Below are 25671 nucleotides of genomic sequence, written 5' to 3' on the forward strand. Positions count from 1 at the left end.
TTGGGCATTTTTATGCTAAAATAGTAGCTATGGATAAAATTATTAAAACTATATCAGAAAGCGGAGCCTTTCGTGCTTTTGTCCTTGATAGCACGGAAACCGTCCGCACTGCTCAAGAAAAACACCAAACCCAAGCTAGCTCAACTGTAGCGCTTGGTCGAACTCTTATCGCCAGCCAGATTCTCGCAGCCAATGAAAAAGGAAATACTAAACTAACAGTTAAGGTGCTGGGATCTAGCTCCCTAGGTGCTATCATCACCGTCTCTGATACCAAGGGTAACGTCAAAGGCTACGTTCAAAATCCTGGTGTTGACATCAAAAAGACTGCAACTGGTGAAGTCCTAGTCGGACCTTTTGTTGGAAATGGTCAATTCCTCGTTATCACAGACTACGGTACTGGAAATCCTTACAACTCTATGACTCCCCTCATCTCTGGAGAAATTGGTGAAGACCTTGCCTTTTACCTGACTGAAAGCCAACAAACGCCTTCAGCAGTCGGTCTCAATGTCCTTTTGGACGAAGAAGACAAGGTTAAGGTTGCAGGTGGTTTCCTAGTCCAAGTCTTGCCGGGAGCCAAGGAAGAAGAGATTGCCCGTTTTGAGAAACGCATCCAAGAAATGCCAGCTATCTCGACCCTTCTCGAAAGTGAAGACCATATCGAAGCCCTCCTAAAGGCTATCTACGGTGACGAGGCCTATAAGCGTCTTTCTGAAGAAGAAATCCGTTTCCAATGTGACTGTAGCCATGAACGCTTTATGAACGCTCTTGCTAGCCTTCCAAGCTCAGACTTACAGGAAATGAAAGAGGAAGACCACGGAGCAGAAATCACTTGTCAATTCTGCCAAACTACTTACAACTTTGATGAAAACGACCTGGAGGAACTCATTCGTGACAAATCTTAATACACCCTTTATGATTGGCAATGTTGAGATTCCCAATCGTACCGTTCTAGCGCCTATGGCTGGTGTGACAAACTCAGCCTTTCGTACTATTGCAAAAGAGCTCGGAGCTGGACTCGTTGTAATGGAAATGGTCTCTGACAAGGGAATCCAATACAACAACGAAAAAACCCTGCACATGCTTCATATCGATGAAGGCGAAAACCCTGTTTCTATCCAACTTTTTGGTAGTGATGAAGACAGCCTAGCACGCGCAGCAGAATTCATCCAAGAAAACACCAAGACCGATATCGTCGATATCAACATGGGCTGCCCAGTTAACAAAATCGTGAAGAACGAAGCTGGCGCTATGTGGCTCAAGGACCCCGATAAGATTTACTCTATCATCAACAAAGTCCAGTCTGTCCTTGATATCCCACTTACTGTCAAGATGCGTACCGGCTGGGCTGACCCATCTCTTGCAGTAGAAAATGCCCTCGCTGCTGAAGCTGCAGGCGTTTCTGCCCTCGCCATGCATGGTCGTACCCGTGAGCAAATGTATACAGGTCACGCAGACCTTGAGACCCTTCACAAGGTCGCTCAAGCTTTGACCAAGATTCCATTTATCGCCAACGGTGACATCCGTACAGTCCAAGAAGCTAAACAACGCATTGAAGAAGTCGGTGCTGACGCAGTTATGATTGGTCGCGCTGCCATGGGAAATCCCTACCTCTTCAACCAAATCAACCACTACTTTGAAACAGGAGAAATCCTACCTGATTTGACCTTTGAGGACAAGATGAAAATCGCCTACGAACATTTGAAACGCTTGATTAACCTCAAAGGAGAAAACGTAGCAGTTCGTGAATTCCGTGGCCTCGCTCCTCACTACCTCCGTGGAACATCTGGCGCTGCCAAACTTCGTGGAGCTATTTCACAAGCTAGCACCCTAGCAGAGATTGAGGCACTCTTGCAGTTGGATAAGGCTTAATAGTTTAAAACCCGTAACTCTCTTAAAGGTTACGGGTTTTTGATTGTAAAAATTTAAATACTGAGGGTTATTATTGATTCAAAGCAACACTGGAAACCTTACCATCCGCTCCTGTTGTAATTTGGATGATTTTTCCTCCACCAATTTTAGCGTTATACTTACCATCATCAAGAGTATAAGAATAGCCTTTGATAGAGTAATTTTCTTTCTTTCCATCGGAAGATTCTACTGTAAATTGACCACCTGATGAAACTGTGATAGTTTCGCCATTGGCTCCCTTCCAATTGCCCGCTGCAGCTGAGAAATCACCATCTACCATGGTTAAAACACCCTTGTAGCGTTTATTTTGCTCTGCTTGTTTGTCTTGAAGTTTGCGGTCAGTTGTAGGATCATAGCTTGATTGGTTAGACTGGGCTTGAGGAGCCTGTTGAGTTGAAGAAGTCTGAGCAGGAGTTTGTTGACTAGCCGCCTGTTGATTAGCCACTTCTTGACCTTGTCTTTGCTCTGGTGCAGGTGCCGCTTGTGATGGCGTTGCAGTTGCTGAAGATTGATCAGTAGACGCCTTAGCCTTTTCAGATGAAGCTGAACTTGAGGACTTCTGAGTCTTGCTTTCTTTGTTAGAAGAAGTTGCTTTAGAACTTGATGACTGGCTTGTCTTAGCAGAACTGCTTGCTTGAGTTGTTTCCTTTTTATTTCCACAAGCTCCTAATAGCAAGGTAGAAGCCAATACAGTTGCTGTCATAAATTTGATATAGGTTTTCTTTTTCATTTTTCTACTCCTTTGTAATGTTTTAGAAATATAAAGAAATCTTTTTGTAATATAATTGTAACATTCAAATTTGAATATGTCAACAATTTATCTAAACTATTTTAAAAATCTTAAATACTTTAGATACATTTACTCCTCCTACTCTTTTATTCGTAATCTAATAGAAAAAACAGAGAAAAATTCCTATTTTGTTTAAAATTTTTTAAATCGCTCTTGTGTAATCGCTTGCATCTTTAACTGCAAAGGAATATAATAATAGCGAACTAGGATATAGGAGGTATAGGTTTATGTTAAGCAAATATTACAAGTATCTTCCTTGGTTGATTTTGGGAGCAATTGGCTCTTATCAATCAGCCGCTTACTATGCGAGAACTGCATTTGATGTGTTTTATCTGACTACAATCTTTTTGATTGTTTATATCGCTTTGTTATTTTTACATGAGAACTATCTCAAGTATCGATACAAAGACTTTTTTACTCACCTGTTGAGCAATTCTAAGAGAGATAGCCATCCCTAAAACAGTCGCAACAGCAAATCAAACTAATAAAGGCAAATAAAGAGGTCGGGAACTTTTTCCCGGCCTCGCTTTTTATTTCAATCGATAGGTTTTTCTTGGTTTCTTTTTAGGTACTCGTTTGAGTCCGACTTCTTCTACATATTCTCCGTATTTTACGAGAAAGTTATTGCTGACGATTGGACGACCGGGATTGATAAGATTGACCAGTTCAGTTCCTTCGTAGACAGTGAACTCCTCCTCCAGCAGATAGAGGAAGGTCGGATTCCAGTCGAGACGGCCTTGGATTCGTTTGATGGATTCTTGGATAATGGCATAATGGTCAAAAGCGAAGGCTTGCTCCTCCAACTCTACTCCCTCTAGGTAGCATTTTCCTGTCTGAAAATCGACATCTACGAAAATGACATCCTTGGCATCGTCTCCTGCTTGAACAAGTTCTAATGCACGACTAGGTAAATAAACCAAGTGGGCAATGGTCACTGTCCAGCCCCGGGGGTCACGGCCGGGGGTCGATACGGTCATCAATTGCTCGATTTTTTCCAAAGGAAGATCGAGATTAACTTCTTCTCTCACCTCACGCTGACAGGCATGCGCAGCATCTTCGCCCTTGTCCATAAATCCTCCAACCAGAGCCAAACAATTTTGATAAGGGTGAGCCTTGCGACGAATTAATAAGAGCTTGATCTTTCCTTCGACAAAGCAGTAGGCTACCATATCCACCGTCACACTTGGTTTTTCGTATTGAGGAAGTTCCTGCTTGTAGAACCAATCCAAAAATTCCTCCTGACTTGCATGAATTTCAAAATATTCTCTTTCCGTCATCCCTGCTGGAATCATCGTGTCCGTCATTTTATGCCTCCTTACGAACTGCCTTGGTCCATTGGTACCAACCTACTAGACTATTGAGTGTGTAAACCCAGTACATCCCTTGGATGTGGATGTTTTCACCCCACCAGAGATAGATACTAAAGAGATTGGTTGCAATCCAGAAAATCCATTGCTCACGGTAGAGACGTGTCATCAAGAGCTGACCAACACCATTGGTCGCATCGGTAACACTATCACGGAAAGGGCGAGCACTATGGATACTTTGGTAAGCCAAGCCCATACCAATCCAAATGATAGCAGTCAAAGCCAAGTACTTGAGCCAGTCAAGCACAGATAATTTCTTAGCTTCAAAGTGAGATTCTTCTACTTTTCCTTGGTCATTAATACGGTTGGACAGCCAAGCATAGAGACCAATCGGCTGCATGACAAAGAAGTAAACTGTCGTCAAAACTTCGCCATAAAAAGTCGCATTCATAGCCAAAACCAAATAGATAGCAGAGTTAATGGCCCCAAAGAGATAGTTACTAGCACGCCCTTCTGCTACCAAGATAACACAGACAATTCCAGTCCAAGAGGCAAACAAGCTCATCCAGTCATGTTTTTCTGTATTTTGCGTGAATTCCAAGATCAAGGGAACACTTGACAGGACGATGAGATACAACCACTGGAAGAGGCTACGGCCGACAAAGAGATCTTTCCAGAGCAGGTTCATGATTCCTGCAAAACCAATTTTGCGGGCTTCTGCATGAACATTTTTAAAGTTTTCGATAAATTGTGTGATTTTTTCAGTTAGTTTTTTCATATTTTTCTCCTAATCTGCTTGGTAAATGGCATCAATAGCCAGTTTTGCTGCTTCATAATTGCCTAGATAACCCTCAGCCAGATAAACTAGTGGAATGTTGGTTAAATATCGCTCTCTCATCTGGTCCAAATGCTGGGAAAAACTATGACGAATATGGTCTTCTGCCATGGTCATATCTCTAAACCCGTCATTAACATAGGAGCCGACAGGTTGCACAAAGAGAATCAAGTCCCATTTTTCCTTGGCCAAGATCGAAACAAAGAGATTGTCAAATGTCTCTCCTGATAAGTCCCCTTGATCCTCAGTCTCCATATAATAGTCATAGTAGCCCTTGGTTACTAAGGAGTTGGTATCTGCTATCACCAGTCCCCTATTGGCATTACTGTCAATTAACTTGGAGGTCTGGTCATACTGGCCCAACAGGAGATAGTAGTAATCCTTTGGAGTCAATTCATCGTCGCGGACATTGTTTTTGATCTGGTACTCACGTGCGTATTCCAGACTGACGGGTGCATCGTAATACCTAGCCAAATCCTTGGCTAGAGTAGTCTTCCCATTGCTGGCACTTCCCATAATCAACACCTTCTTTGTAAACTGACGTCGGAAGGGTTGAGCAATATATTTCCAATATTTGCTTGGGTTTTCTCGAATCATAGTCGCTGAGATACCAAACTTTCTTTCTTGCAAGACTGTCTCAAAGCCACGATTAGACAGTTCTTGCTGATAGTCTGCTTCTCCTACAAAGAAGATGAGTTCCTGCTGGGTTTCATCATAGGAAATCTCCGCTAACATCTGGTCCAACCACTCCTGCCAGCCTATAGGATAACGGGGAAGATTGGTTTCATCTAACTTGCAGACAGAGGTTAACTCATCATCCCGAAAAGCCTCTCGAATATAGCGAAACCTTTTTTGCAATGTTAAGCCTATCTGCTCCCCTCGGTCTCCCTCATAGCCTGAAACGACTACCCAGACCTGATCACACTGACGCTTGGCTCGCTGAATCAGATCGATATGCCCCTGATGGAGAGGGGCAAAGGTTCCAAATACCACTGCTGTTTTCTTTTTCATAAACTTTTACCTTTTTATAATTTTTGATATTTTTAGTATCTATGTTTTTATTATAAACTATATTTTTGTTTTGTCAATAGTTTTTTATCATTTTTTATAAAAACGTTGCGAAAAAGAGAATCAAGATTGCTCCTGATTCTCTTTTTTTATGCAATATCAAATTTTAACTGACCTGCTTTTACACCAATCTTAAGTGTGCTGCCTGCCACTAAATCTCCCTTAAGAAGAAGTTCTGCCAACTTGTCTTCCACTTCTGTTTGCAGAGTTCTGCGAAGTGGACGAGCTCCCATCTCTGGATCATATCCTTGATTTGCCAGCAATTTCAGTGCGGAAGCTTGTAATTTCAAGTCAATACCCTTTTCAGCCAAACTTGCCACTAAAGGTTTAACCATAATCTTCACCACTTCCTGCATATGGTCGCTAGACAGGCTATGGAAGACCACCTTTTCATCAATACGGTTAATAAACTCAGGTCTATAAGCCTTTTTTAGCTCTTCAAACATGCGTTTTTCCATATTTTCCTGGTCAAAACGAATGTCCTTTGCCCCAAATCCGACAGTCTTGTCATCACGAAGGGCTGTCGCACCAAGGTTTGACGTCATGATGATAATGGTATTTGAAAAGTCAACCTTGCGTCCCTTACTATCGGTCAAGACACCGTCATCCAAGACCTGCAAGAGAACATTAAAGATGTCTGGGTGGGCTTTTTCTACCTCATCAAATAGGAGAACAGAGTATGGTTTGTTGCGAACCTTCTCGGTCAACTCCCCACCTTCTTCATAACCCACATAGCCCGGAGGAGCTCCGTTGAGACGGCTGGCTGCGAATTTCTCCATATACTCACTCATATCAAAGCGGATAAGGGCTGATTCGTCATCAAAAAGAACTTCTGCCAGAGCCTTGGCTAATTCAGTTTTTCCGACACCTGTGGGTCCTAGGAACATAAAGGAACCAATCGGACGCTTGTGACTACGAATACCAGACTGATTGCGACGAATCGCACGGCTAATGCTTGAAACAGCTTGATCTTGACCGATGACACGTTTGTGCAATTCAGCTTCCAGATTCAGGTATTTCTTAGCGTCAGTCTGAGTCAGTTTTTGGACTGGAATACCTGATAAACGACTCAAGGTAGTCAAAATATCAGACTCTGTCACCAAGTCTTTATAGACAGGCACTTCCTCTTCTTTTGCAATTAGCTGAGCTGCCTTTTTCCACTTGCCATCCATCAAGGCCTTGTCAGCTGGACTCAAACCTGAATCGTCTGCTTTTACATTTTTAGTTTTATTTTGCACTGTTGCCGCTGCTTCATCCAAAAGATCGATAGCAGAGTCTGGCAAATGGCGACTAGTCAAGTAACGATGGGCCATCTTGACGGCTGTTTCAACCGCTTCATCTGTGATTTGTACACGGTGATGTTTCTCATAAGTCGCCTTCAAACCTTGTAAAATGGTCATGCTGTCTGCCACACTTGGTTCTTCAATCGTCACTTTGGCGAATCGACGAGAAAGGGCCGCATCTTTTTCGATGTGTTTTTGGTATTCTTCTTGAGTGGTGGCACCAACCGTTCTCAAGGTGCCACGCGCCAAGGCTGGCTTCAAGATATTGGCCGCATCCAGAGTTGAGTCAATTCCACTACCAGAACCCATGATAGTATGAAGTTCGTCGATAAAGAGAATCACTTGGCCATCTTCTTCAATATCCTTAATGATATTATTCATGCGTTCTTCAAAGTCACCACGGAAACGTGTACCTGCAACAACGTTCATCAAATCAAGTTCTAATACGCGCATCTTAGCCATTTCCGAAGGCACATCACCACTGGCAATACGCTGAGCAAGACCAAGCGCCAGAGCTGTTTTCCCGACACCAGCATCCCCAACCAAGACAGGATTGTTCTTAGTCTTCCGGCTCAAGATTTGAATCATACGCGAGATTTCCTTGTCCCGACCGATGACTGGTTCTAACTTGCCTGAACGAGCTTGCTCTGTCAAATCATGCGTATAGTCCTCGAGACCACCACTCGGAGTCTGGGGCATGCCCATCATATTAGCCATAGAATTTTGCTTGTCAGCTACTGTACGATGGCGTTGGCGTAAAGCCTTGAGATCTTCACGAGTCCAACCTGCACGTTCTTCTAGATTTCGACGAAGAGCAGCAATCTTGACCTGATCTTTCTTGTCTTCATAAGAAAAACCAGCCCTCTCCAAGATACGAGTCGCCAAGGCATTACCATCATGCAAAATCGCATAAAGGACGTGCTCTGTCCCTAGCACCTTAGCATGGACCACTGATGCTACATACTCTGCTTCATCAAAGAGAACCTGCAAACGATGGGAGAACGGCAATTCCGTAAAGGTTTCATCCTGGCTATAGTCCGTTTCAGTCAGTTCCAAAGCGACTTCTTCTAAACGGTCCATCTCATATGGATAATCATTTAAAGTCGCCCCTGCCACACTATAACTGTGATTAGACATGGCAATCAACAAGTGCCAAGACTCTAGATAACGAGCTCCAAAATGGCCAGCCACCATGTAGGCACTTTCGATACATTCATTCAATGCTTTTGAATAGTTCATCTTACTTCCCTTTTCTATCTACCTCTTGTATGACCTGTCGTAGCATATTTGCACGAACAACTGGAGCTTCTTCTCCTAGAACGCGATCCAAAGCTACTGCTACCAGCAAATTCATCTCCTGCTTGGTCATCAATTCCTGCTCAACCAAAAGCTGTAGAATATCCTCATAAATTTCTTGACTAACTAGCTCACCAATCGAGTAAAGCAGCTCCCTGAGCATTTCATGATGACTAGAAAACTCAATCCGTCCTATACGAATATAGCCTCCGCCACCACGCTTACTTTCAACCAAGTAGCCTCTACTTTCCGTAAAGCGTGTCTTGATCACATAGTTAATCTGACTAGGAACAACCTGAAAAGTATCTGCCAACTGACTACGTTGCAACTCCACGATACCAGATTGATCTAAAATCGCCTTGATGTAGGCCTCAATATGATCCGATGTATTTTTAAATCTCATTACAAACCCACCTCTCTCTTTAAACCTTGACTATCTTTGACTATTATACCGAAATTTTCTTATTTTTAAAAGAAAAAGGGCGTTGGTAAAGGATAATCTTCACCAATTCCCTATTTTCTACTTATCTAAGCCTAATTCTGCCAAGATTTGACGTTTGTAGGCAATCTTTTGGACTTCCTTGTCCTCATCTTCAGACCAATCTAGTTTAATTTCTGAAACAATCTGCCCAGGGCGATTTTTCAAGATATAGATGCGGTCGCTGAGACTAAGGGCCTCCTCGATACTATGCGTGATGATCAAGGTTGTTAGCTGCAACTGCTTGTGAATCTCAAGGTACCAAGCGTGTAGTTCCATCTTGGTCATCTCATCCAAGGCGCTAAAGGCTTCATCTAAGAGAAAGAGCTTGTGCCCGAAAAGATAGGTACGAAGCAAGGCCACACGCTGGCGCATCCCACCACTGAGTTCATGAGGGTATTTATCTCTTACAGCTGTCAACTGGAAGGTCGCAAGAATTTCATCTGCGCGAGCAATAGCTTCTGCCTTATCCACCTTTTGAATCAAGAGAGGCAGTATGATATTGCCAAGCACCGTCTTGTGCTCCAAGAGCAGATCCTTCTGCAACATATAACTCACGCGCCCCTTGGGATTTTCTTCACCGTCAAGTACAATTCGCCCTGACTGGACTTCTAAAATCCCAGCGATTAGGTTAAAGAGGGTGGTCTTTCCAACACCACTTGGACCTAAGATAGAAACAACTTCTCCTGAAGTCACCTGCAGGTCGATATCCTCTAAAATCCTCTCTTGTCCGTAGGCATAACTGACGTGTTCTAGTCTTATTTCTGTCATTATTTCACAAATTCGTTGGTGAAGCCTTTGTCTGTCAAGTCTTCTTTAAGGATACCATTTTCTTTATCCCATTTGTAGAAGGCATTCCAGCGAGCTGCGTCAAATTGACCCCATTTTTCCTTGTCGCTTGCGTATTCTTTTGACAAGTATTTTTGAGATTCGATGACAAAGTCACGTTTTTCCTTGAGTTCAGGTGCATTTTTGATGAGGATATCAGCTGCTTCCTCTGGATGCTCCATAGCATATTGGTAGCCTTTTTTGATGGCTTGGATGACTTTGCGAGCTTCTTCTTTGTTGTCTTTCAAATAGTCATTGTTTGCGATGATAACTGGTGAATAGTAGTCAAACTCCTTGACATAGTCTTTCAAGTACATGAAGTTAGCATCTACACCTTGAGATTTAGCAAGGATACCATCCCAACCGTAGTAAATCCAAGCAGTATCAAAGACACCATTGGCAATCGGTGTGATTGAGTTTGAGTCGTTATTTGGTACTTTTTCAACCTTCTCAAAGTCTCCACCTTGTGATTCTACCAAGGTTTTCAACATAGCAAGTTCAGTTGGGTCATTCCAAGTTCCGTATTTCTTACCAACCAAGTCTTTTGGACTAGCTACATTGTCAGGTTTACGAGAGATGATTCCTGATGTATTGTGTTCAACAATAGCTGCAACGGCAGTAATTCCTGCTCCTTTTTCCAATTTTTTAGCCATATAGTCTTGGAAATAGACTGCAAATGGTGCCTTACCGTTAATAACCAAGTCAGAAGAACTTTCTTCTGGTGGCAATTTCAAATCAACATCCACTCCAGCTTCTTTGAAATAACCTTTTTCCTTAGCAACATAAAGCCCTGTGTGGTTGGTATTTGGTGTCCAGTCTAGGATAAAGTCAACTTTCTTGAGTTCTGCCTCTTTGTTATCCTTAGAAGCAGTTCCTTGACCACAGGCCACAAGTACAACAGCTACAAGAGCTGTTAAAACAGTTAAAAACACTTTCCATGGTTTTTTCATTTTGATTTCCTCTTTTCTTTTTTGAAACATTCTAATTCTACGAACGTTTCCATTTAATAACATATTTTTCACTGACATCAACCAGCTTCATACCGAGAAGACTGATAATCGATACCAGAATAATAATAGCAAACATAGTATCATACTGAAACAGTTTCTTGGACTGAATCATGTAGACACCTAGTCCTTCAAAGCCTCCCAACCACTCAGATACTACTGTTGTGATAAAGGCGTAGGAGACACTGACCCTCAGACCAGCATAAAAGTAAGGCAGACTGACAGGGATTTTAAAATGCCACAGGATTTGCCAAGGTTTGGCCTGCATCAGACTAAACAAGGTCAGCATATCCTTATCACAATGCCTAAAACCGTCCAAAATACTGACGATGATAGGAAAGGTAGTCGTCAAGATAATCAAGACAATCTTGGGCAAAATCCCATAACCTAGCCACAAAACCAGGATAGGGGCTATGGCAATAGTCGGGATAGTCTGAACAACCACCATCATAGGGTAAATCAGATCGTTAAGCCAAGTCAAACTGTCCATGAGCACAGCCATGATACAGGCAATCAAAACTCCCAGAACCAGCCCCAGTAAAGCCACTCTCAAGGTCGCCCAGCTATGGTGCCAGAGAAATTCTCTATCGCGCACAAAAGACTGGAGGATTTCAAGAGGTGTCGGCAGAATAAACTTGGGGAGAAGTTTAAGAAAACCTGCTAACTGCCAGATTGACAAGACTCCTAGAAAGCCCAATAGACTAATGTGTCGTCTCAGTATACTTTTCAAGTTTCTCATCAATACTTAAAATCTCTCCTACATTTATTTTGACATTAGCAAAGACATTGTCTGCCTCCTGCCCTGCCACTGCTAGCGCTTCTTTTAGAATGCGCATGAGTTCATCAAACTCCCCTTCCAAGACCGTTTCAAATGGTGTCACCACCATAGTCACCTCTTGAGCTTGCAGATAAGCAATGACCTGATCAATAACAGCAATCCGATCAATCCCCTGTGATAGTGGTAAAACTTGCAAGGCAATGCTTGCTTTCATAACAACCTCCTCTTCTCGTTTTCCTTTGACAAAAAGAAAAACCTTTACCATATATGTAAAAGGTGCAGAATAGACTAAGTATCGTTCCCTACGCTGGCATTACCCAGATCAGGTGCGGTCGAAGTTTAACACTTCCTCTCAGACTGTACACAGACTCCCATATATTATATGGACATATGATAGCGCAAAACCAAAAAAATGTCAAGGAAACTGCTTACAGAAAAAGTAGGAAAAATTTCCTACTCCCATTTTCTATACTCGTTCTCCATCACTATTTACTCTGTAGCCATCCACCGTCGTATTAACAGCTAAGGCGCCTGAAGAGTAAGAATAATACCACTTACCAGATACTTGGTACCAGCCCGTTTTCATTGCACCTGAACTATCCAAATAATACCACAGACCATTTTCCTTTAACCATCCTGTCTGCATTTCACCAGATGATTTCAAATAATACCAGCTAGAACCATCTTTCAGCCAGCCTGTTGATTTAGACCCATTTGATTTGAAATGATACCAACTACCATTTATTTTCTTCCAACCGACAGTTGAACTGTTATTGGATCCATAGTTAGAGCTATTTCCTGATTGATTCTGATAATTCTGTGAAGAGGTTACTCCCTCTAGCTGGATATAACGACGACTTCCGTTATAAGCCGTATAACTCAACCACTTGTACCCATCTTTTTCGAGAATTTGATCATAATGAACATTCTCCCCAGGATAATAGTAATCAATCGCAGTTGCGCTAGCTAGAGGCTGATTTTTGATAGCAGCCTTAGTCTTAAAATAATGTGTTCCTCCTGTTGAAACTGAGGATTGACTATTCCCAACACTGCCACCAGGCAAATCCTTAAAATGAATAAAACCAGTCATAGTATTCGCCTTCACGACACGCTTGTTGTAAGATTCTCTTATTCCATAGTTGTATTCTTCAATCTCAATCTCATCTCCTATTACATTTGACACCCAGGCAACATGACCATAAGTTCCTGCAGTCGACCAAGCAATGGAGCCAATCGCTGGTCTATTATCGACACGATAGCCTTCACGACGAGCACGATAGCCCCATTCATTCGCATTCCCATAAGCAGCCGGAATCTCAAAACCATTGACATTACTCAAACGAAAAGCTGCAAAAGAAGTACATTGACGAGAATACATGCGCCACTTATCAATCTCCTGACTCCCATTTTTATAATGAGCAGGATAATCATCCCCACGCGCAATCGATCCATTTCCTCCGGAATAGGCATATACACTATTACCCGCTGCTAACATCAATCCTACTACTAAAAAGGGAACAACCTTTTTAGCTGATTTTCTGAAAGAAAATCTTGTCTCTGCTACTTTAAATGGTGAAATTTTCATTCTTCCTCCTTGAAAAATAATATAAATCGAAGATTACCTTCACTTAAACTATTCGGAGAAAAAAAGAAAAAGTGAGAAAATTTCTCACTTTAGTCAAGATAATGAATCAAATTCTTTTCTGTAAGGATATCTGAGTAAGTAAAGGATTCAACGTAAACATTAGCTTGTTTATCTCCTTCAACGTTCCCAAATTCAACGATAAATAGGGATGGATAAACCTCAATTAGCTTACCCAATCTATTTTTTTGGCGCTTACGACCATTCTCCAAAGTCATTTCTACGACTTGTCCCTCATGTGCCTTGATTTCTTCTTTTATTTTTTTCATCTTGGCTACATCTGTAAATGCATCTGACATCTTATGCCTCCCTCTTTGAGATACTTGAAAATTTATTGTATTCTTTTTGGAAAATTAATTCCACCGTTCCACGAGCTCCACTACGGTTTTTCTCGATAATAACTTCTACCTTATTATTCGGTATGCCTTCCTCTTCTTCACCACCACGCTCATAGTAGTCGTCGCGATAAAGAAAGGCTACGATATCAGCGTCCTGCTCAATAGACCCAGATTCACGAATGTCAGACAAGACCGGTCTCTTATCCTGACGTTGTTCTACACCACGAGAAAGCTGACTTAAAGCGATTACTGGAACCTTCAGTTCCTTAGCTAAAATTTTCAACTGACGTGAAATTTCTGAAACCTCTTGTTGACGATTTTCCCGACCAGTTCCCGTGATAAGCTGCAAATAGTCTATTAAAATCAAACCAAGATTTCCAGTTTCTTGAGCCAATTTACGAGAACGAGAGCGAATCTCTGTAATCCGAATCCCTGGCGTATCATCGATATAGATACTTGCATTAGCTAGATTCCCTTGAGCAATGGTATATTTTTGCCATTCCTCATCAGTCAATTGACCCGTACGGATAGAATGCGATTCTACCAAACCTTCTGCCGCCAACATACGGTCCACTAGACTTTCCGCACCCATTTCGAGTGAAAAAATAGCAACCGTTTTGTCCAACTTAGTCCCAATATTCTGAGCAATATTCAAGGCAAAGGCTGTCTTACCAACCGCCGGACGGGCTGCTAGGATAATCAACTCCTCCTCATGAAGTCCAGTCGTCATATGATCCAAGTCACGATAGCCTGTCGCAATACCTGTAATATCGGTCGTTTGTTGCGAGCGAGCTTCCAGATTTCCAAAGTTGATATTCAACACATCTCGAATGTTCTTAAATCCACTTCGATTAGCATTTTCGCTGACATCAATCAGGCCTTTTTCTGCCTGAGCAATGATTTCATCAGCTGGTTGCGAAGCCTCGTAAGCTTGATTGACAGACTCTGTCAACTTGGAGATTAATCGACGTAGCATAGCCTTTTCTGCAACAATCTTAGCATAATACTCCGCATTAGCAGAAGTTGGCACAGAATTGACAATCTCAACCAAGTAAGACAAGCCACCAATATTCTGTAAATCACCTTGATTGTCAAGAATGGTACGAACCGTTGTTGCATCTATGGCATCGCCCCGATCGGATAAATCGACCATAGCTTGGAAAATCAAACGATGGGCATACTTAAAAAAGTCCCGAGACTCAATATATTCTCGCACAAAAACAAGCTTACTCTCGTCAATAAAGATAGCCCCTAAAACGGATTGCTCAGCTAAGATATCTTGAGGTTGTACTCGTAACTCTTCTACTTCTGCCATCAGACTTCCCTTCCTTTTACAATCTTGTCAAGAAAGTGTAAATTTACCCTTCTTTCACACGAAGATTGATTACACTTGTAATATCTTGATAGATTTTCACTGGTACATCAATCAAACCAACTGCTCGAATCGGAGCTTGTACTTGGATATGACGTTTATCAATCTTAATTCCAAATTGCTTTTGCAATTCTTCTGCAATTTTCTTATTGGTAATGGAACCAAAGGTACGACCATCTGGACCAACTTTTTCAACAAATTCTACAATAGTTTCCTCTGCTTCTAGTTGAGCTTTAATTGCTTTTGCTTCTGCAATCATCTCAGCATGAGCTTTTTCTTCAGATTTTTGTTTACCACGAAGTTCACCTACAGCTTGAGCAGTCGCTTCTTTGGCTAGACTCTTTTTGATAAGAAAGTTTTGCGCATACCCTGTTGGTACTTCCTTAATTTCGCCTTTTTTACCTTTTCCTTTAACATCTGCTAAAAAGATTACTTTCATTCTTCTTTCTCCTTTTCCTTTATTTCATCTAATACAATTTCTGTCAGTTTTTCCCCTGCTTCTGACAAGGTTGAATCCTTAATTTGAGCTGCTGCCAAATTAAAGTGGCCTCCACCTCCCAGCTCTTCCATAATCCGTTGTACATTCAGCTTACTACGACTGCGAGCTGAGATAGAGATAAATCCTTGTGTATTCTTCGCAAGAACAAAACTCGCTTCAATACCTGACATAGCTAACATGGCATCTGCTGCCTTACTAATAACAACTGTATCATAGCATTTCGAGTCCTTAGCCTCTGCTATTAGTACATCTGAACCTAATTTACGCCCCTGTAAAATCAGTTCATTGACCTCACGATATTCTTCAAAATCTGTCGCAGCAATTTCTTGGATAGCAATACTATCACTTCCTCTCGTTCTGAGATAGCTAGCAACATCAAATGTCCGACTAGTCACTCGTGAGGTGAAATTTTTAGTATCCAACATCATACCAGCCATCAAGACACTTGCTTGCATACGACTCAAACGATTTTTCTTAGAATTCTGGAACTGAATCAATTCCGTTACCAACTCACTGGCACTACTTGCACCACTTTCGATATAAGTAATAACCGCATTATCTGGAAAATCCTGATCCCGTCTGTGGTGGTCGATGACGATGGTTTGGGTAAATAAATCATAAAAAGCTTTTGATAAAGTTAAGGCTGTCTTTGAATGGTCTACAAGAATCAACAAAGAACGATTGGTCACCATCCCCATTGCATCCTTAACAGACAACAACTTCGTAACTCCTTCTTTTTCTAAGAATGAAACAGCTCGTTCAATATCCGGAGACATCTGATTTTCATCATAAAGAGCATAACTATTTTCTGTCACATTACTAGCAAATAACTGCATACCTACAGCAGAACCCAAAGCATCCATATCAAGATTTTTGTGACCAACTACAAAAACCTGATCTACACTTCTAATTTTATCTGAAATAGCTGTCATCATAGCGCGCGTACGTGTCCTTGTACGCTTGATTGACGCCGCAGATCCACCACCAAAATAAACGGGATTTTTCGTTTCGTCATTCTCCTTGACAACCACCTGGTCGCCACCACGTACTTCAGCCAAGTTTAAGTTGAGCAATGCAACTTTCCCTATCTCATCATGATTTCCATCACCATAAGAAAAGCCCATACTTAAGGTCAATGGCAACTGTCTCTGTTTCGACTCTTCTCTGAAAGAATCAATAACAGAAAATTTATCGTTCATCAATCCCTCAAGCACCGTGTAGTCCGTAAATAGATAAAAGCGATCCATACTTACTCGACGGGAGAACATGGCATGTTTACCAGCAAATTCTGAAACAAAATTGGCTACAAAACTATTGATATGACTGATATCAGACTCCGATGTTTCATCTTCTAAATCATCATAGTTGTCAACGGAAACGACCCCAATCACAGGTCGACTCGTTACTAACTCAACAGTCGCTTCGTATTCTCCAGACACATCAAAGAAGTAAAGAACTCCAGACACCTTGTCCATATGAACCGAATAGCGGGTCTCACCCAAGGTAGCATAAGAACCTGGATTTCCTACCGATGCCTTGATAATTGTTTGAATTAATGCAACATCAATCTCGCCCACTTCATTAGTCAAAATCAATTCAGCATAAGGATTAAACCATTCAACTTCACCTGACGACAAGTCTAATTTAATAACTCCGACAGGCATCTGTTCTAACAAGGTTGTCAAACTTTCTTCAGCTTGGTGGTTTACATACTGGATTTGTTCTACTTCACTCTTTGAGTAGTAGTCTCTCTGATGGATGAATAATAAACTATATGAACCCAAAATAAGTAGCAAAAGAAATAGCGTTACCAGTGTATTCGTTACAAAAACAAGTTGCACAGATAGCACTCCGAACGCCACTATTCCTAATATTAAGGGGAAAATAGGACTTACATAAAATTTTTTCATTCCAAACCTCTTGGCACCCATTATACCATAATAACCACCAAAAAGCGACTTTTTAAAGGTGTAATCAGTAATTCTATCAATTATAAGAAAAAGGAGGTTTACAATTCAGTAAACCTTCCTTTACACATATTGAAATTAAGATTCTTTAACTTCTAACAAACCAATTTCGCCATCCTCACGACGATAAATCACATTGGTTGTCTGATCTTCAACATCCACATAGATAAAAAAATCATGTCCCAACAAATCCATCTGTAGAATAGCTTCTTCCAAATCCATTGGTTTTAAATCAATTTGTTTTGAACGAACCACTCTAGATTGGACAACATTTGTATCTTCCACCAAAGCATCTGTAAATAATTGACTAGTTGCTACCTTGTTTTTATTTTTACGCTCGATTTTTGTTTTATTTTTACGAATCTGACGTTCAATTTTATCAGTTACAAGGTCAATTGAACCATACATATCTTGAGACACATCTTCTGCACGAAGAGTAATTGAGCCAAGCGGAATCGTCACCTCCACTTTAGCCGTTTTTTCACGATACACCTTCAAGTTAACTCGAGCATCCAACTCTTGTTCAGCTTGAAAATACTTTTCGATCTTTTCGAGTTTAGAAACTACATAATCACGAATTGCTTCTGTTACTTCTAGGTTTTCACCACGGATACTATATTTAATCATATGAGTACCTTCTTTCTAAACATTTTTGTTTTTCTGATTTCATTATAACGCTTTCATTTTAGTTTTGCAAATTTTTTCCTCATCTTACAAGGGAAAATGTTTTTACATCTTCAGCACCAGCCTCTTCCAACAGTTTCTTCACACGATTTATAGTTGTTCCAGTAGTGTAAATGTCATCTATAAGTAGGATTTTTTTAGGAATAGTGACTCCCCTTTTAATAAAGAAAGGAAGTTCTGTCCCCAAGCGTTCTGAACGATTTTTAGAAGAACTGGCCCGCTCTTCTCTCTTCTCTAGTAAGTCTTGAAAAGAGAACCCTGCTGCTTCAACTAAACCTTCAACCTGGTTAAATCCCCTCTCAAGTAATCTTTCAGGACTTAGGGGAATTACGACAAATTGATACTCTTTGTACTTTTTCAACTCCTCACTTAAAAATGAAGCAAAAACTTTTCTTAAAAGGAAGTCTCCATCAAACTTATACCGACTGAAAAAATCCTTCATAGCTTGATTGTAAGTAAAAATCCCTCTATGACTGACTTCAATTCCTTCTTTACACCAAAATTGACAATCTTGACACTTTGTTGACAATCCTGTTTTCATACAGTTTGGACAGTACTCTTCTCCAATTTTCTCAAAAGTAGAATCACAATCTAAACAAAGACATGAGACATCATTCCTCAGAAGTAAGAGACTACTAAAAGTTAAAACAGCCTTCATAGTCTGCCCGCACAATAAGCACCTCATAGACCCGCTTCCTTATTCATCTGCTGAATTTCCTTAATTGCCTTCTTGATTGAAGTATTTAACCCATCATGGAAGAAAAGCAAATCTCCTGTCGGTCTGTCCATACTCCGACCGACACGTCCTCCAATCTGTATTAAACTAGACTTGGTAAAAAGACGATGATTGGCCTCTACTACAAAAACATCCACACAAGGGAAGGTAACTCCACGCTCCAATATTGTCGTACTGATAAGTATTGTCAGTTCTCCATCTCGAAAAGCTTGTACCTGTTCTAATCTATCTTCTGTTACAGAAGATACAAAGCCAATTTTCTCATTTGGAAATTGCTCCTGTAAGATTTCTTTTAACTGCTCCCCTTTCTTAATTTCTGAAGCAAAAATGAGTAACGGATAAGCTGTCTTTCTCTGCTTCTCAATATAGGACTTTAACTTTGGTGACAACCGATTTTTCTCTAAACAGTGATTAAAATCGGATAACCAGACAGGTTTAGGAATAATCAACGGATTTCCATGAAATCGTCTTGGCAAACTCAATCGTTTTAGTTCTCCTATGCGAACCTTTCTATCTAACTCATCAGTCGAAGTCGCTGTTAAAAAGATTCTCAGTCCATTCTCCTTTACACTATTCTTGACAGCATGGTAAAGCTTGGGATTGTCAACATAAGGAAAGGCATCTACTTCATCCACTATCAGCAAATCAAAAGCTTGATAAAACTTCAATAACTGATGGGTCGTCGCAACAACTAGTGGTGTTCGAAAATACGGCTCTGATTCTCCGTGTAGTAAAGATATCTCGCAAGCAAAATCATCTTGCAGGCGCTTGTACAGCTCCAAACAAACATCTATGCGAGGACTAGCCAAGCATACTGCACCACCCGCATTGATCACTTTAGCTACTACTTGATAAATCATTTCTGTCTTTCCAGCTCCTGTTACAGCGTGAACCAAGGTTGGTTCCTGCTTGTCTACAGCTTGAATTAGTCCCTCTGACACCTTCTCTTGAAAAGGAGTTAATTGACCGCGCCATTTGAGAATATCTTGCTTCGCAAAATCCTCCTGCGGAAAATAGTATAAAGCTTGATCACTCCTGACTCGCTTCATCAGTAAACACTCCCTACAATAATAAGCACCGATGGGCAAATACCATTCATCTAAAATAGCACTATCACAACGTTGACAGAAAAGTTTCCCTTTCTCCTTTCTCATTGCTGGAAGTTTCTCCGCCAACTGACGTTCCTCTTTTGTTAATTCATTCTCAGTAAACAAACGACCGAGATAATTTGGATTTACTTTCATACTTCTTTATTCGTAAAAACCTAGCGCTTTAGATGATTTTTTAGTACAATTAAATCATGGAATTTAGAACAATTAAAGAGGACGGTCAAGTCCAAGAAGAAATCAAAAAATCACGCTTTATCTGTCATGCCAAGCGTGTTTATAGCGAAGAAGAGGCTCGAGACTTTATTACTACCATCAAAAAAGAACACTACAAAGCTACGCATAACTGCTCTGCCTTCATTATTGGGGAACGTAGTGAAATCAAACGTACAAGTGATGATGGTGAGCCCAGTGGGACTGCTGGCGTTCCCATGCTTGGGGTACTAGAAAATCACAACCTCACCAATGTCTGTGTGGTCGTGACACGCTACTTTGGTGGTATAAAACTAGGCGCTGGAGGACTGATTCGTGCTTACGCCGGCAGTGTTGCCTTAGCCGTCAAAGAAATTGGCATCATTGAAATAAAGGAACAGGCGGGCATTGCTATTCAAATGTCTTACGCTCAGTATCAAGAGTACCGTAACTTCCTTAAAGAACATAATCTCATGGAACTGGATACAAACTTTACAGATCAAGTCGATACGATGATTTATGTTGATAAAGAAGAAAAAGAAAATATTAAAGCTGCACTGGTGGAGTTTTTTAATGGAAAAGTTACTTTAACTGATCAAGGTTTACGAGAAGTTGAAGTTCCTGTAAATTTAGTGTAAACAAAGGAGAAAAATATGGCATTTGGTAAATTCATTCAAGGACTTGCTGGTAACTTTAGCGAGCAAAACAAAGAAACTCTTATCAAAGAATATGGACAATATCTACTAGAAAATGAAGAAATTCAAAGTGGATATAAACTGATTCGTGACTCAATTATATTTACAAATATCCGCATTATCTTTACAGATAAACAAGGCGCTACCGGTCGTAAGATGTCTATTAAATCAATCTTTTTGATGAACATTGTTAACGTTGAAATGGAAACTGCAGGAGCAGGTATAGATGATAGTGAAATTACTATTACTTATTTAGAGAATGTCTTTCTAAAAGCACATAATGAACATTTTAGTTCTCATAAATTTGAATTTCCTAAGAAAACGGATATCGTTCCACTTTATACCTATTTATTAGAATTAGCTTATCACAATCGCTTGAAAATTAATGACTTGGACCTGTGATATAAAAAAATCCTATCACTTCGATAGGATTTCTATATTTTACAAATGATATAGATAGCGTTATACTAGAAATATCTTATACAAAGAGGTATTCATATGTCTATTTATAACAATATTACTGAATTAATCGGTCAAACTCCGATTGTTAAACTCAACAACATCGTACCAGAAGGGGCTGCGGACGTCTATGTAAAGCTTGAAGCATTCAACCCTGGTTCTTCTGTAAAAGATCGTATTGCTCTTAGCATGATTGAAAAAGCTGAACAAGACGGTATTCTGAAACCAGGTTCTACAATTGTTGAAGCAACAAGTGGAAACACTGGTATTGGACTTTCATGGGTAGGTGCTGCTAAAGGGTATAAAGTCGTCATCGTTATGCCTGAAACTATGAGTGTAGAACGACGTAAGATTATCCAAGCTTATGGTGCTGAACTCGTCCTAACTCCTGGTAGTGAGGGAATGAAAGGCGCTATTGCTAAGGCTCAAGAAATCGCTGCTGAACGTGATGGTTTCCTTCCTCTTCAATTTGACAATCCAGCTAATCCAGAAGTACACGAAAGAACAACAGGAGCTGAAATACTAGCTGCTTTCGGTAAAGATGGACTAGATGCCTTTGTTGCTGGAGTGGGTACCGGTGGAACGATTTCTGGTGTTTCTCATGCACTCAAATCAGCAAATTCTAACATTCAAGTTTTTGCGGTAGAAGCAGATGAATCTGCTATTCTATCTGGTGAAAAACCTGGCCCTCACAAAATTCAAGGTATCTCAGCTGGATTTATTCCTGATACACTTGATACAAAAGCCTATGATGGTATCGTTCGTGTAACATCAGACGATGCTCTCGCACTCGGCCGTGAAATTGGTGGAAAAGAAGGATTTCTTGTAGGGATTTCTTCAGCTGCAGCTATCTACGGAGCCATCGAGGTTGCCAAGAAATTAGGTACAGGTAAAAAGGTTCTTGCTCTAGCACCAGATAACGGTGAACGTTATCTCTCTACAGCACTTTATGAATTTGAAGTGTAGTCTCCTAAATGCACTTAGCCCTTTTTATAGGGCTTTTTATTTATATCTTGAAAAGTAGAATTCTTTCCCTATAGGAATCTACTGCATAGAAAAAAGGAAGCACTTCAGCTTCCTTTTTATTATTAGTTATTCAAGGCTGCTGCCATTGTAGCTGCAACTTCAGCTTCGAAGTCGTTTGCAGCTTTTTCGATACCTTCACCAACTTCAAAGCGAGCGAACTCAACTACTGAAGCGTTAACTGATTCAAGATATGCTTCAACTGTCTTGCTGTCATCCATGATGTATACTTGTGCAAGAAGTGTGTAAGCTTGGTCAACTTTAGTGTTGTCAAGCATGAAGCGGTCCATTTTACCTGGGATGATTTTGTCCCAGATTTTTTCTGGTTTGCCTTCTGCAGCCAATTCAGCTTTGATGTCAGCTTCAGCTTGGGCAATCACTTCATCAGTCAATTGAGCTTTTGATCCATACTTCAAGTGTGGAAGAGCTGGTTTGTTAACCATTGCACGACTTTCGTTGTCTTGGTCGATAACGTGGTTCAATTGTGCCAACTCATCTTTAACGAATTGCTCATCCAATTCTTTGTAAGAAAGAACTGTTGGTTTCATCGCTGCGATGTGCATTGACAATTGTTTAGCAAGTGCTTCGTCTCCACCTTCAACAACTGAAATAACACCGATACGTCCACCGTTATGTTGGTATGCTCCAAAGTGTTGTGCGTCTGTTTTTTCAATCAATGCAAAGCGACGGAATGAGATTTTTTCTCCGATAGTTGCTGTTGCAGATACGTATGCAGCTTCAAGAGTTTCACCTGAAGGCATTGTCAAAGCAAGTGCTTCTTCATTATTAGCAGGTTTTCCTTCAGCAATAACTTTAGCTGTAGTATTTACCAATTCAACGAATTGAGCATTTTTCGCAACGAAGTCAGTTTCAGCGTTTACTTCAATAACTGCTGCAACATTACCGTTAACATAAACACCAGTCAATCCTTCTGCAGCAACACGGTCAGCTTTCTTAGCTGCCTTAGCCATACCTTTTTCACGAAGCAATTCAATCGCTTTTTCGATGTCACCGTCTGTTTCTACAAGCGCTTTTTTAGCGTCCATAACTCCGGCACCAGATTTTTCACGCAACTCTTTTACAAGTTTAGCTGTAATTTCTGCCATTTTGATTCTCCTATATTTTTTAAAAATAGGAGAGCCGGGCTAAGCCCCGCCCTCCTAGGTAATTACTATTTATATGAATTAAGCGTTGTCGCCTTCTACAACTTCAACGATTTCTTCAATTGAATCTGCTTGAGCTTCAGAAGCTACAAATTCTGCTTCAACTGCTACTGCATCTTCACCTTGACGTCCTTCAATGATAGCGTCAGCCAATTTAGCTGTGATCAATTTAACAGCGCGGATAGCGTCATCGTTAGCTGGGATGATTACATCGATATCATCTGGATCAGTATTTGTGTCAACCATCGCTACAACTGGGATTCCCAATTTTTTAGCTTCTTTAACAGCGATTTGCTCTTTATGTGGGTCAACTACGTACATCACATCTGGGATACGAGGCATATCTTCGATACCACCCAAGAATTTTTCAAGACGTGCACGTTGTTTATTAAGAAGTGCAACTTCTTTCTTAGGAAGAACTTCGAAAGTTCCATCTTCTTCCATACGTTTGATTTCTTTCAAACGAGCGATACGTTTTTGGATTGTTCCCCAGTTTGTAAGAGTTCCACCCAACCAACGGTGGTTAATAAAGTATTGACCTGAACGTACTGCTTCTTCAGCAACTGCATCAGCTGCTTGTTTCTTAGTACCAACAAACAATACAACTGCATCGTTAGCTGCTGCATCACGCATGAAATCGTAAGCTTGGTCAGCGTATTTTACAGTTTGTTGCAAGTCGATAACGTGGATTCCGTTACGTTCAGTGAAGATGTACTTAGCCATCTTAGGGTTCCAGCGACGAGTTTGGTGACCAAAGTGTACACCAGCCTCAAGAAGTTGTTTCATTGAAATTACTGCCATGAGTATTTCTCCTTTTTGTTTTTTTCCTCTTCTTGACTTCAACTCGCAAAACGACCCAAAGGCAACTGTTTCACAATTCATCAAGAATGAGTATTATCGTTCACACGACAATTTTCATTTTACCATACTTTTTCAATATTTTCAAGCTATTTTAGTAGATTTTTAAAGTATATAAATTATAAAAGAGACTCAAATCGAGCCTCTTCGTTTTATTCATTAGTTTGGATAGATATATGTTACAAAACCTTCTGAAGTTGTAGTAGGATTGAACCAACCACGTTTATTTCCGATTGTACGGTTTCCACCATAGTTTGATTCAGATACTTGGATACTTGTTGATGATGAAACAGCTGTAACCACGGCTACGTGTCCATATCCACCATCATTCCAACATGCAATGGCACCAACTTGAGGTGTAGATCCTGTGCGGAATCCTGCAGCAGCTGCACTTGTAGCCCACTGTGCTCCATTACCCCAGTAATCTCCAGCCCAAGGTGCTAATGTTTTAGCTCCCCATGTACACTCACCAGTTGGATAACTTGAAGCGTTTGTACTGTATGTTGGACGATGTTTTACTGATGCAGGAGTGTAGCTTGAAGATGATTCAGATGAACTAGATACTGCTTGAACTTCTGCTGTAAAAGTTGTATTCCCAGAAGCAACTACTGTTTGTTGTTGACTTGCTTGTTTAGCTTTGTAGGCTGCTTCTGCTTCTGCAGCTGCTTTAGCTTCTGCTTCCGCTGCAGCTTTTTTCTCAAGTAAACTTGCTTTTTCATCCTCTGCAGTAGCCTTTTCAGCAGCAAGATTCAATTCTGCAGCTTTCAACTCAGCTTGTTTTGTAGTTAATGATTGAGCATCATCAGCTAGTTTTTGCTGATTTGCAATAACTGTATTAATCGCATCATTGTTTGCTACTTGTTTTTCAGAAATAGCTTTTTTATCTGCTTTTTGTTGTTCCAACATTTTGTTGTTTGCAGATACGATTTCACTCATTGCAGCAACACGTGAAATAGCTTCTGTAATTGATTTTGAGTTTACAATTGTATTGATGTAATTTGTTGCAGCTCCATTTGTTTGAGCACTACGAGCTTGTTTTTGCAATGAATCATTGCGAGATACAATATTCTTAGAAAGTTCTGTAATTTCACCCTCAAGCTTTTTAGATTCTGCTTGTAGTCTATCATTTTCAGATTGCAAGTTTGATTGCTCTGTTTGAATAGCAGATACTTGCTCCTGAATTTGATCAACTTGTTTTTGGGCTTCTTGTTGTTGTGCTGTTAAGTTACTAATTTTATTATCTTGAGCAGCAATTTTGTCATCAGTCGTTTCTGCATGCGCAGTTGTTAAAACAGCTACTTGAGAAACCATTACTGTACTTAGTAAAAGTGACGCTAAGATTTTTTTCTTCATATTTCG

General features: G+C 40.6%; 27 protein-coding genes and 1 riboswitch. Of the genes, 6 read left to right on the top strand and 21 right to left on the bottom strand.

From position 1 onward, the window contains the following. Positions 1-29: 29 nt before the first annotated feature. Both hslO and dusB read left to right on the top strand, forming a co-directional pair. Positions 30-902, top strand: coding sequence for an Hsp33 family molecular chaperone HslO (gene hslO / locus N8N51_RS01435; protein ID WP_261103414.1), 873 nt, complete (start codon positions 30-32; stop codon positions 900-902). After that, positions 889-1869, top strand: a complete 981-nt coding sequence (dusB, locus tag N8N51_RS01440) for a tRNA dihydrouridine synthase DusB (RefSeq protein WP_000183308.1) — start codon at positions 889-891, stop codon at positions 1867-1869. The genes hslO and dusB overlap by 14 nt, the downstream gene beginning before the upstream one ends. 70 nt (positions 1870-1939) lie before the next feature. Here the strand turns inward: dusB and N8N51_RS01445 are convergent, their stop codons facing one another. Further along, entirely contained in the window at positions 1940-2638 is a 699-nt protein-coding gene (locus tag N8N51_RS01445) for a hypothetical protein (protein ID WP_261103416.1), read from the bottom strand. Positions 2639-2925: 287 nt separating this feature from the next. Here N8N51_RS01445 and N8N51_RS01450 point away from each other — a divergent pair, with 287 nt between their 5' ends. Further along, the gene (locus N8N51_RS01450; protein ID WP_261103417.1) at positions 2926-3156 is read left to right on the top strand and encodes a hypothetical protein; all 231 of its coding nucleotides are present in this window, start codon (positions 2926-2928) and stop codon (positions 3154-3156) included. Between the two features lie 72 nt (positions 3157-3228). Here the strand turns inward: N8N51_RS01450 and N8N51_RS01455 are convergent, their stop codons facing one another. From N8N51_RS01455 to N8N51_RS01535, 17 genes are all read right to left on the bottom strand, one after another. Beyond that, positions 3229-4002 carry an NUDIX domain-containing protein gene (locus N8N51_RS01455; protein ID WP_261103418.1) on the bottom strand — a complete coding sequence of 258 codons (774 nt, stop codon included), beginning with the start codon at positions 4000-4002 and terminating at the stop codon, positions 3229-3231. 1 nt (position 4003) lies between these two features. Then, complete coding sequence (gene pnuC / locus N8N51_RS01460) at positions 4004-4783, bottom strand: nicotinamide riboside transporter PnuC (protein ID WP_261103420.1); 780 nt, start codon at positions 4781-4783, stop codon at positions 4004-4006. 9 nt (positions 4784-4792) lie between these two features. Beyond that, a complete protein-coding gene (locus N8N51_RS01465; RefSeq protein WP_261103421.1) occupies positions 4793-5851 on the bottom strand; it encodes an AAA family ATPase in 1059 nt (352 codons plus the stop codon). Positions 5852-5997: 146 nt separating this feature from the next. Then, positions 5998-8430 carry an ATP-dependent Clp protease ATP-binding subunit gene (locus N8N51_RS01470; RefSeq protein WP_261103422.1) on the bottom strand — a complete coding sequence of 811 codons (2433 nt, stop codon included), beginning with the start codon at positions 8428-8430 and terminating at the stop codon, positions 5998-6000. 1 nt (position 8431) lies between these two features. After that, the gene (locus tag N8N51_RS01475) at positions 8432-8890 is read right to left on the bottom strand and encodes a CtsR family transcriptional regulator (RefSeq protein ID WP_084926271.1); all 459 of its coding nucleotides are present in this window, start codon (positions 8888-8890) and stop codon (positions 8432-8434) included. A gap of 117 nt (positions 8891-9007) precedes the next feature. Continuing rightward, on the bottom strand, positions 9008-9736 hold the full coding sequence (locus N8N51_RS01480) for an ABC transporter ATP-binding protein (protein ID WP_261012115.1): 729 nt from the start codon (positions 9734-9736) through the stop codon (positions 9008-9010). After that, complete coding sequence (locus tag N8N51_RS01485) at positions 9736-10743, bottom strand: ABC transporter substrate-binding protein (protein ID WP_049543252.1); 1008 nt, start codon at positions 10741-10743, stop codon at positions 9736-9738. Before N8N51_RS01485 ends, N8N51_RS01480 begins: the two co-directional genes overlap by 1 nt. A gap of 37 nt (positions 10744-10780) precedes the next feature. Then, a complete protein-coding gene (locus N8N51_RS01490) occupies positions 10781-11539 on the bottom strand; it encodes an ABC transporter permease (RefSeq protein ID WP_261103425.1) in 759 nt (252 codons plus the stop codon). Next, positions 11502-11792 (bottom strand): thiamine-binding protein, encoded by a 291-nt coding sequence (locus tag N8N51_RS01495; RefSeq protein ID WP_061589694.1) that lies wholly within the window; start codon positions 11790-11792, stop codon positions 11502-11504. Before N8N51_RS01495 ends, N8N51_RS01490 begins: the two co-directional genes overlap by 38 nt. Before the next feature lie 68 nt (positions 11793-11860). Next, a riboswitch (TPP riboswitch) is annotated at positions 11861-11963 on the bottom strand. An 81-nt stretch (positions 11964-12044) separates the two neighbouring features. Further along, on the bottom strand, positions 12045-13163 hold the full coding sequence (gene cbpD / locus N8N51_RS01500) for a choline binding-anchored murein hydrolase CbpD (protein WP_049543254.1): 1119 nt from the start codon (positions 13161-13163) through the stop codon (positions 12045-12047). Positions 13164-13252: 89 nt separating this feature from the next. Then, positions 13253-13519 carry a Veg family protein gene (locus N8N51_RS01505; RefSeq protein ID WP_001278169.1) on the bottom strand — a complete coding sequence of 89 codons (267 nt, stop codon included), beginning with the start codon at positions 13517-13519 and terminating at the stop codon, positions 13253-13255. A gap of 1 nt (position 13520) precedes the next feature. Then, the gene (gene dnaB / locus N8N51_RS01510) at positions 13521-14873 is read right to left on the bottom strand and encodes a replicative DNA helicase (RefSeq protein ID WP_004263550.1); all 1353 of its coding nucleotides are present in this window, start codon (positions 14871-14873) and stop codon (positions 13521-13523) included. 43 nt (positions 14874-14916) lie between these two features. Beyond that, positions 14917-15369, bottom strand: a complete 453-nt coding sequence (rplI, locus tag N8N51_RS01515; protein ID WP_060627336.1) for a 50S ribosomal protein L9 — start codon at positions 15367-15369, stop codon at positions 14917-14919. Beyond that, positions 15366-17339, bottom strand: a complete 1974-nt coding sequence (locus tag N8N51_RS01520; RefSeq protein ID WP_261103427.1) for a DHH family phosphoesterase — start codon at positions 17337-17339, stop codon at positions 15366-15368. The genes rplI and N8N51_RS01520 overlap by 4 nt, the downstream gene beginning before the upstream one ends. A gap of 135 nt (positions 17340-17474) precedes the next feature. Then, positions 17475-18023: a ribosome hibernation-promoting factor, HPF/YfiA family gene (gene hpf, locus N8N51_RS01525; RefSeq protein ID WP_004255322.1), complete on the bottom strand. Its 549-nt coding sequence runs from the start codon at positions 18021-18023 to the stop codon at positions 17475-17477. Between the two features lie 79 nt (positions 18024-18102). Then, the gene (locus tag N8N51_RS01530) at positions 18103-18765 is read right to left on the bottom strand and encodes a ComF family protein (protein WP_045612472.1); all 663 of its coding nucleotides are present in this window, start codon (positions 18763-18765) and stop codon (positions 18103-18105) included. Continuing rightward, positions 18762-20060 (bottom strand): ATP-dependent helicase ComFA, encoded by a 1299-nt coding sequence (locus N8N51_RS01535; RefSeq protein WP_045612473.1) that lies wholly within the window; start codon positions 20058-20060, stop codon positions 18762-18764. Before N8N51_RS01535 ends, N8N51_RS01530 begins: the two co-directional genes overlap by 4 nt. Before the next feature lie 56 nt (positions 20061-20116). Here N8N51_RS01535 and N8N51_RS01540 point away from each other — a divergent pair, with 56 nt between their 5' ends. The 3 genes from N8N51_RS01540 to cysK all read left to right on the top strand — a co-directional run bounded on the left by N8N51_RS01540 (position 20117) and on the right by cysK (position 22234). Beyond that, positions 20117-20752, top strand: coding sequence for a YigZ family protein (locus tag N8N51_RS01540; protein WP_125454305.1), 636 nt, complete (start codon positions 20117-20119; stop codon positions 20750-20752). Positions 20753-20767: 15 nt separating this feature from the next. Beyond that, a complete protein-coding gene (locus tag N8N51_RS01545; protein ID WP_060627334.1) occupies positions 20768-21211 on the top strand; it encodes a PH domain-containing protein in 444 nt (147 codons plus the stop codon). Positions 21212-21307: 96 nt separating this feature from the next. Then, positions 21308-22234 carry a cysteine synthase A gene (cysK, locus tag N8N51_RS01550; protein ID WP_049521100.1) on the top strand — a complete coding sequence of 309 codons (927 nt, stop codon included), beginning with the start codon at positions 21308-21310 and terminating at the stop codon, positions 22232-22234. A gap of 122 nt (positions 22235-22356) precedes the next feature. Here the strand turns inward: cysK and tsf are convergent, their stop codons facing one another. The 3 genes from tsf to pcsB all read right to left on the bottom strand — a co-directional run bounded on the left by tsf (position 22357) and on the right by pcsB (position 25665). Then, a complete protein-coding gene (tsf, locus tag N8N51_RS01555) occupies positions 22357-23397 on the bottom strand; it encodes a translation elongation factor Ts (protein WP_033682512.1) in 1041 nt (346 codons plus the stop codon). Between the two features lie 78 nt (positions 23398-23475). Next, positions 23476-24255 carry a 30S ribosomal protein S2 gene (gene rpsB, locus N8N51_RS01560; RefSeq protein WP_000268469.1) on the bottom strand — a complete coding sequence of 260 codons (780 nt, stop codon included), beginning with the start codon at positions 24253-24255 and terminating at the stop codon, positions 23476-23478. Positions 24256-24471: 216 nt separating this feature from the next. After that, complete coding sequence (gene pcsB, locus N8N51_RS01565; protein WP_084926267.1) at positions 24472-25665, bottom strand: peptidoglycan hydrolase PcsB; 1194 nt, start codon at positions 25663-25665, stop codon at positions 24472-24474. Positions 25666-25671: the final 6 nt, after the last annotated feature.

The sequence above is a fragment of the Streptococcus mitis genome (assembly GCF_946188685.1).
GTDB classification, from domain to species: Bacteria; Bacillota; Bacilli; order Lactobacillales; family Streptococcaceae; genus Streptococcus; species Streptococcus mitis_CC.

Excerpts from the sequence above, each read along its gene's own strand:
- hslO (WP_261103414.1), top strand. The coding sequence starts at position 30 with ATGGATAAAATTATTAAAACTATATCAGAAAGCGGAGCCTTTCGTGCT.
- N8N51_RS01445 (WP_261103416.1), bottom strand. The coding sequence starts at position 2,638 with ATGAAAAAGAAAACCTATATCAAATTTATGACAGCAACTGTATTGGCT.
- N8N51_RS01450 (WP_261103417.1), top strand. The coding sequence starts at position 2,926 with ATGTTAAGCAAATATTACAAGTATCTTCCTTGGTTGATTTTGGGAGCA.
- N8N51_RS01455 (WP_261103418.1), bottom strand. The coding sequence starts at position 4,002 with ATGACGGACACGATGATTCCAGCAGGGATGACGGAAAGAGAATATTTT.
- pnuC (WP_261103420.1), bottom strand. The coding sequence starts at position 4,783 with ATGAAAAAACTAACTGAAAAAATCACACAATTTATCGAAAACTTTAAA.
- N8N51_RS01465 (WP_261103421.1), bottom strand. The coding sequence starts at position 5,851 with ATGAAAAAGAAAACAGCAGTGGTATTTGGAACCTTTGCCCCTCTCCAT.
- N8N51_RS01470 (WP_261103422.1), bottom strand. The coding sequence starts at position 8,430 with ATGAACTATTCAAAAGCATTGAATGAATGTATCGAAAGTGCCTACATG.
- N8N51_RS01475 (WP_084926271.1), bottom strand. The coding sequence starts at position 8,890 with ATGAGATTTAAAAATACATCGGATCATATTGAGGCCTACATCAAGGCG.
- N8N51_RS01480 (WP_261012115.1), bottom strand. The coding sequence starts at position 9,736 with ATGACAGAAATAAGACTAGAACACGTCAGTTATGCCTACGGACAAGAG.
- N8N51_RS01485 (WP_049543252.1), bottom strand. The coding sequence starts at position 10,743 with ATGAAAAAACCATGGAAAGTGTTTTTAACTGTTTTAACAGCTCTTGTA.
- N8N51_RS01490 (WP_261103425.1), bottom strand. The coding sequence starts at position 11,539 with ATGAGAAACTTGAAAAGTATACTGAGACGACACATTAGTCTATTGGGC.
- N8N51_RS01495 (WP_061589694.1), bottom strand. The coding sequence starts at position 11,792 with ATGAAAGCAAGCATTGCCTTGCAAGTTTTACCACTATCACAGGGGATT.
- cbpD (WP_049543254.1), bottom strand. The coding sequence starts at position 13,163 with ATGAAAATTTCACCATTTAAAGTAGCAGAGACAAGATTTTCTTTCAGA.
- N8N51_RS01505 (WP_001278169.1), bottom strand. The coding sequence starts at position 13,519 with ATGTCAGATGCATTTACAGATGTAGCCAAGATGAAAAAAATAAAAGAA.
- dnaB (WP_004263550.1), bottom strand. The coding sequence starts at position 14,873 with ATGGCAGAAGTAGAAGAGTTACGAGTACAACCTCAAGATATCTTAGCT.
- rplI (WP_060627336.1), bottom strand. The coding sequence starts at position 15,369 with ATGAAAGTAATCTTTTTAGCAGATGTTAAAGGAAAAGGTAAAAAAGGC.
- N8N51_RS01520 (WP_261103427.1), bottom strand. The coding sequence starts at position 17,339 with ATGAAAAAATTTTATGTAAGTCCTATTTTCCCCTTAATATTAGGAATA.
- hpf (WP_004255322.1), bottom strand. The coding sequence starts at position 18,023 with ATGATTAAATATAGTATCCGTGGTGAAAACCTAGAAGTAACAGAAGCA.
- N8N51_RS01530 (WP_045612472.1), bottom strand. The coding sequence starts at position 18,765 with ATGAGGTGCTTATTGTGCGGGCAGACTATGAAGGCTGTTTTAACTTTT.
- N8N51_RS01535 (WP_045612473.1), bottom strand. The coding sequence starts at position 20,060 with ATGAAAGTAAATCCAAATTATCTCGGTCGTTTGTTTACTGAGAATGAA.
- N8N51_RS01540 (WP_125454305.1), top strand. The coding sequence starts at position 20,117 with ATGGAATTTAGAACAATTAAAGAGGACGGTCAAGTCCAAGAAGAAATC.
- N8N51_RS01545 (WP_060627334.1), top strand. The coding sequence starts at position 20,768 with ATGGCATTTGGTAAATTCATTCAAGGACTTGCTGGTAACTTTAGCGAG.
- cysK (WP_049521100.1), top strand. The coding sequence starts at position 21,308 with ATGTCTATTTATAACAATATTACTGAATTAATCGGTCAAACTCCGATT.
- tsf (WP_033682512.1), bottom strand. The coding sequence starts at position 23,397 with ATGGCAGAAATTACAGCTAAACTTGTAAAAGAGTTGCGTGAAAAATCT.
- rpsB (WP_000268469.1), bottom strand. The coding sequence starts at position 24,255 with ATGGCAGTAATTTCAATGAAACAACTTCTTGAGGCTGGTGTACACTTT.
- pcsB (WP_084926267.1), bottom strand. The coding sequence starts at position 25,665 with ATGAAGAAAAAAATCTTAGCGTCACTTTTACTAAGTACAGTAATGGTT.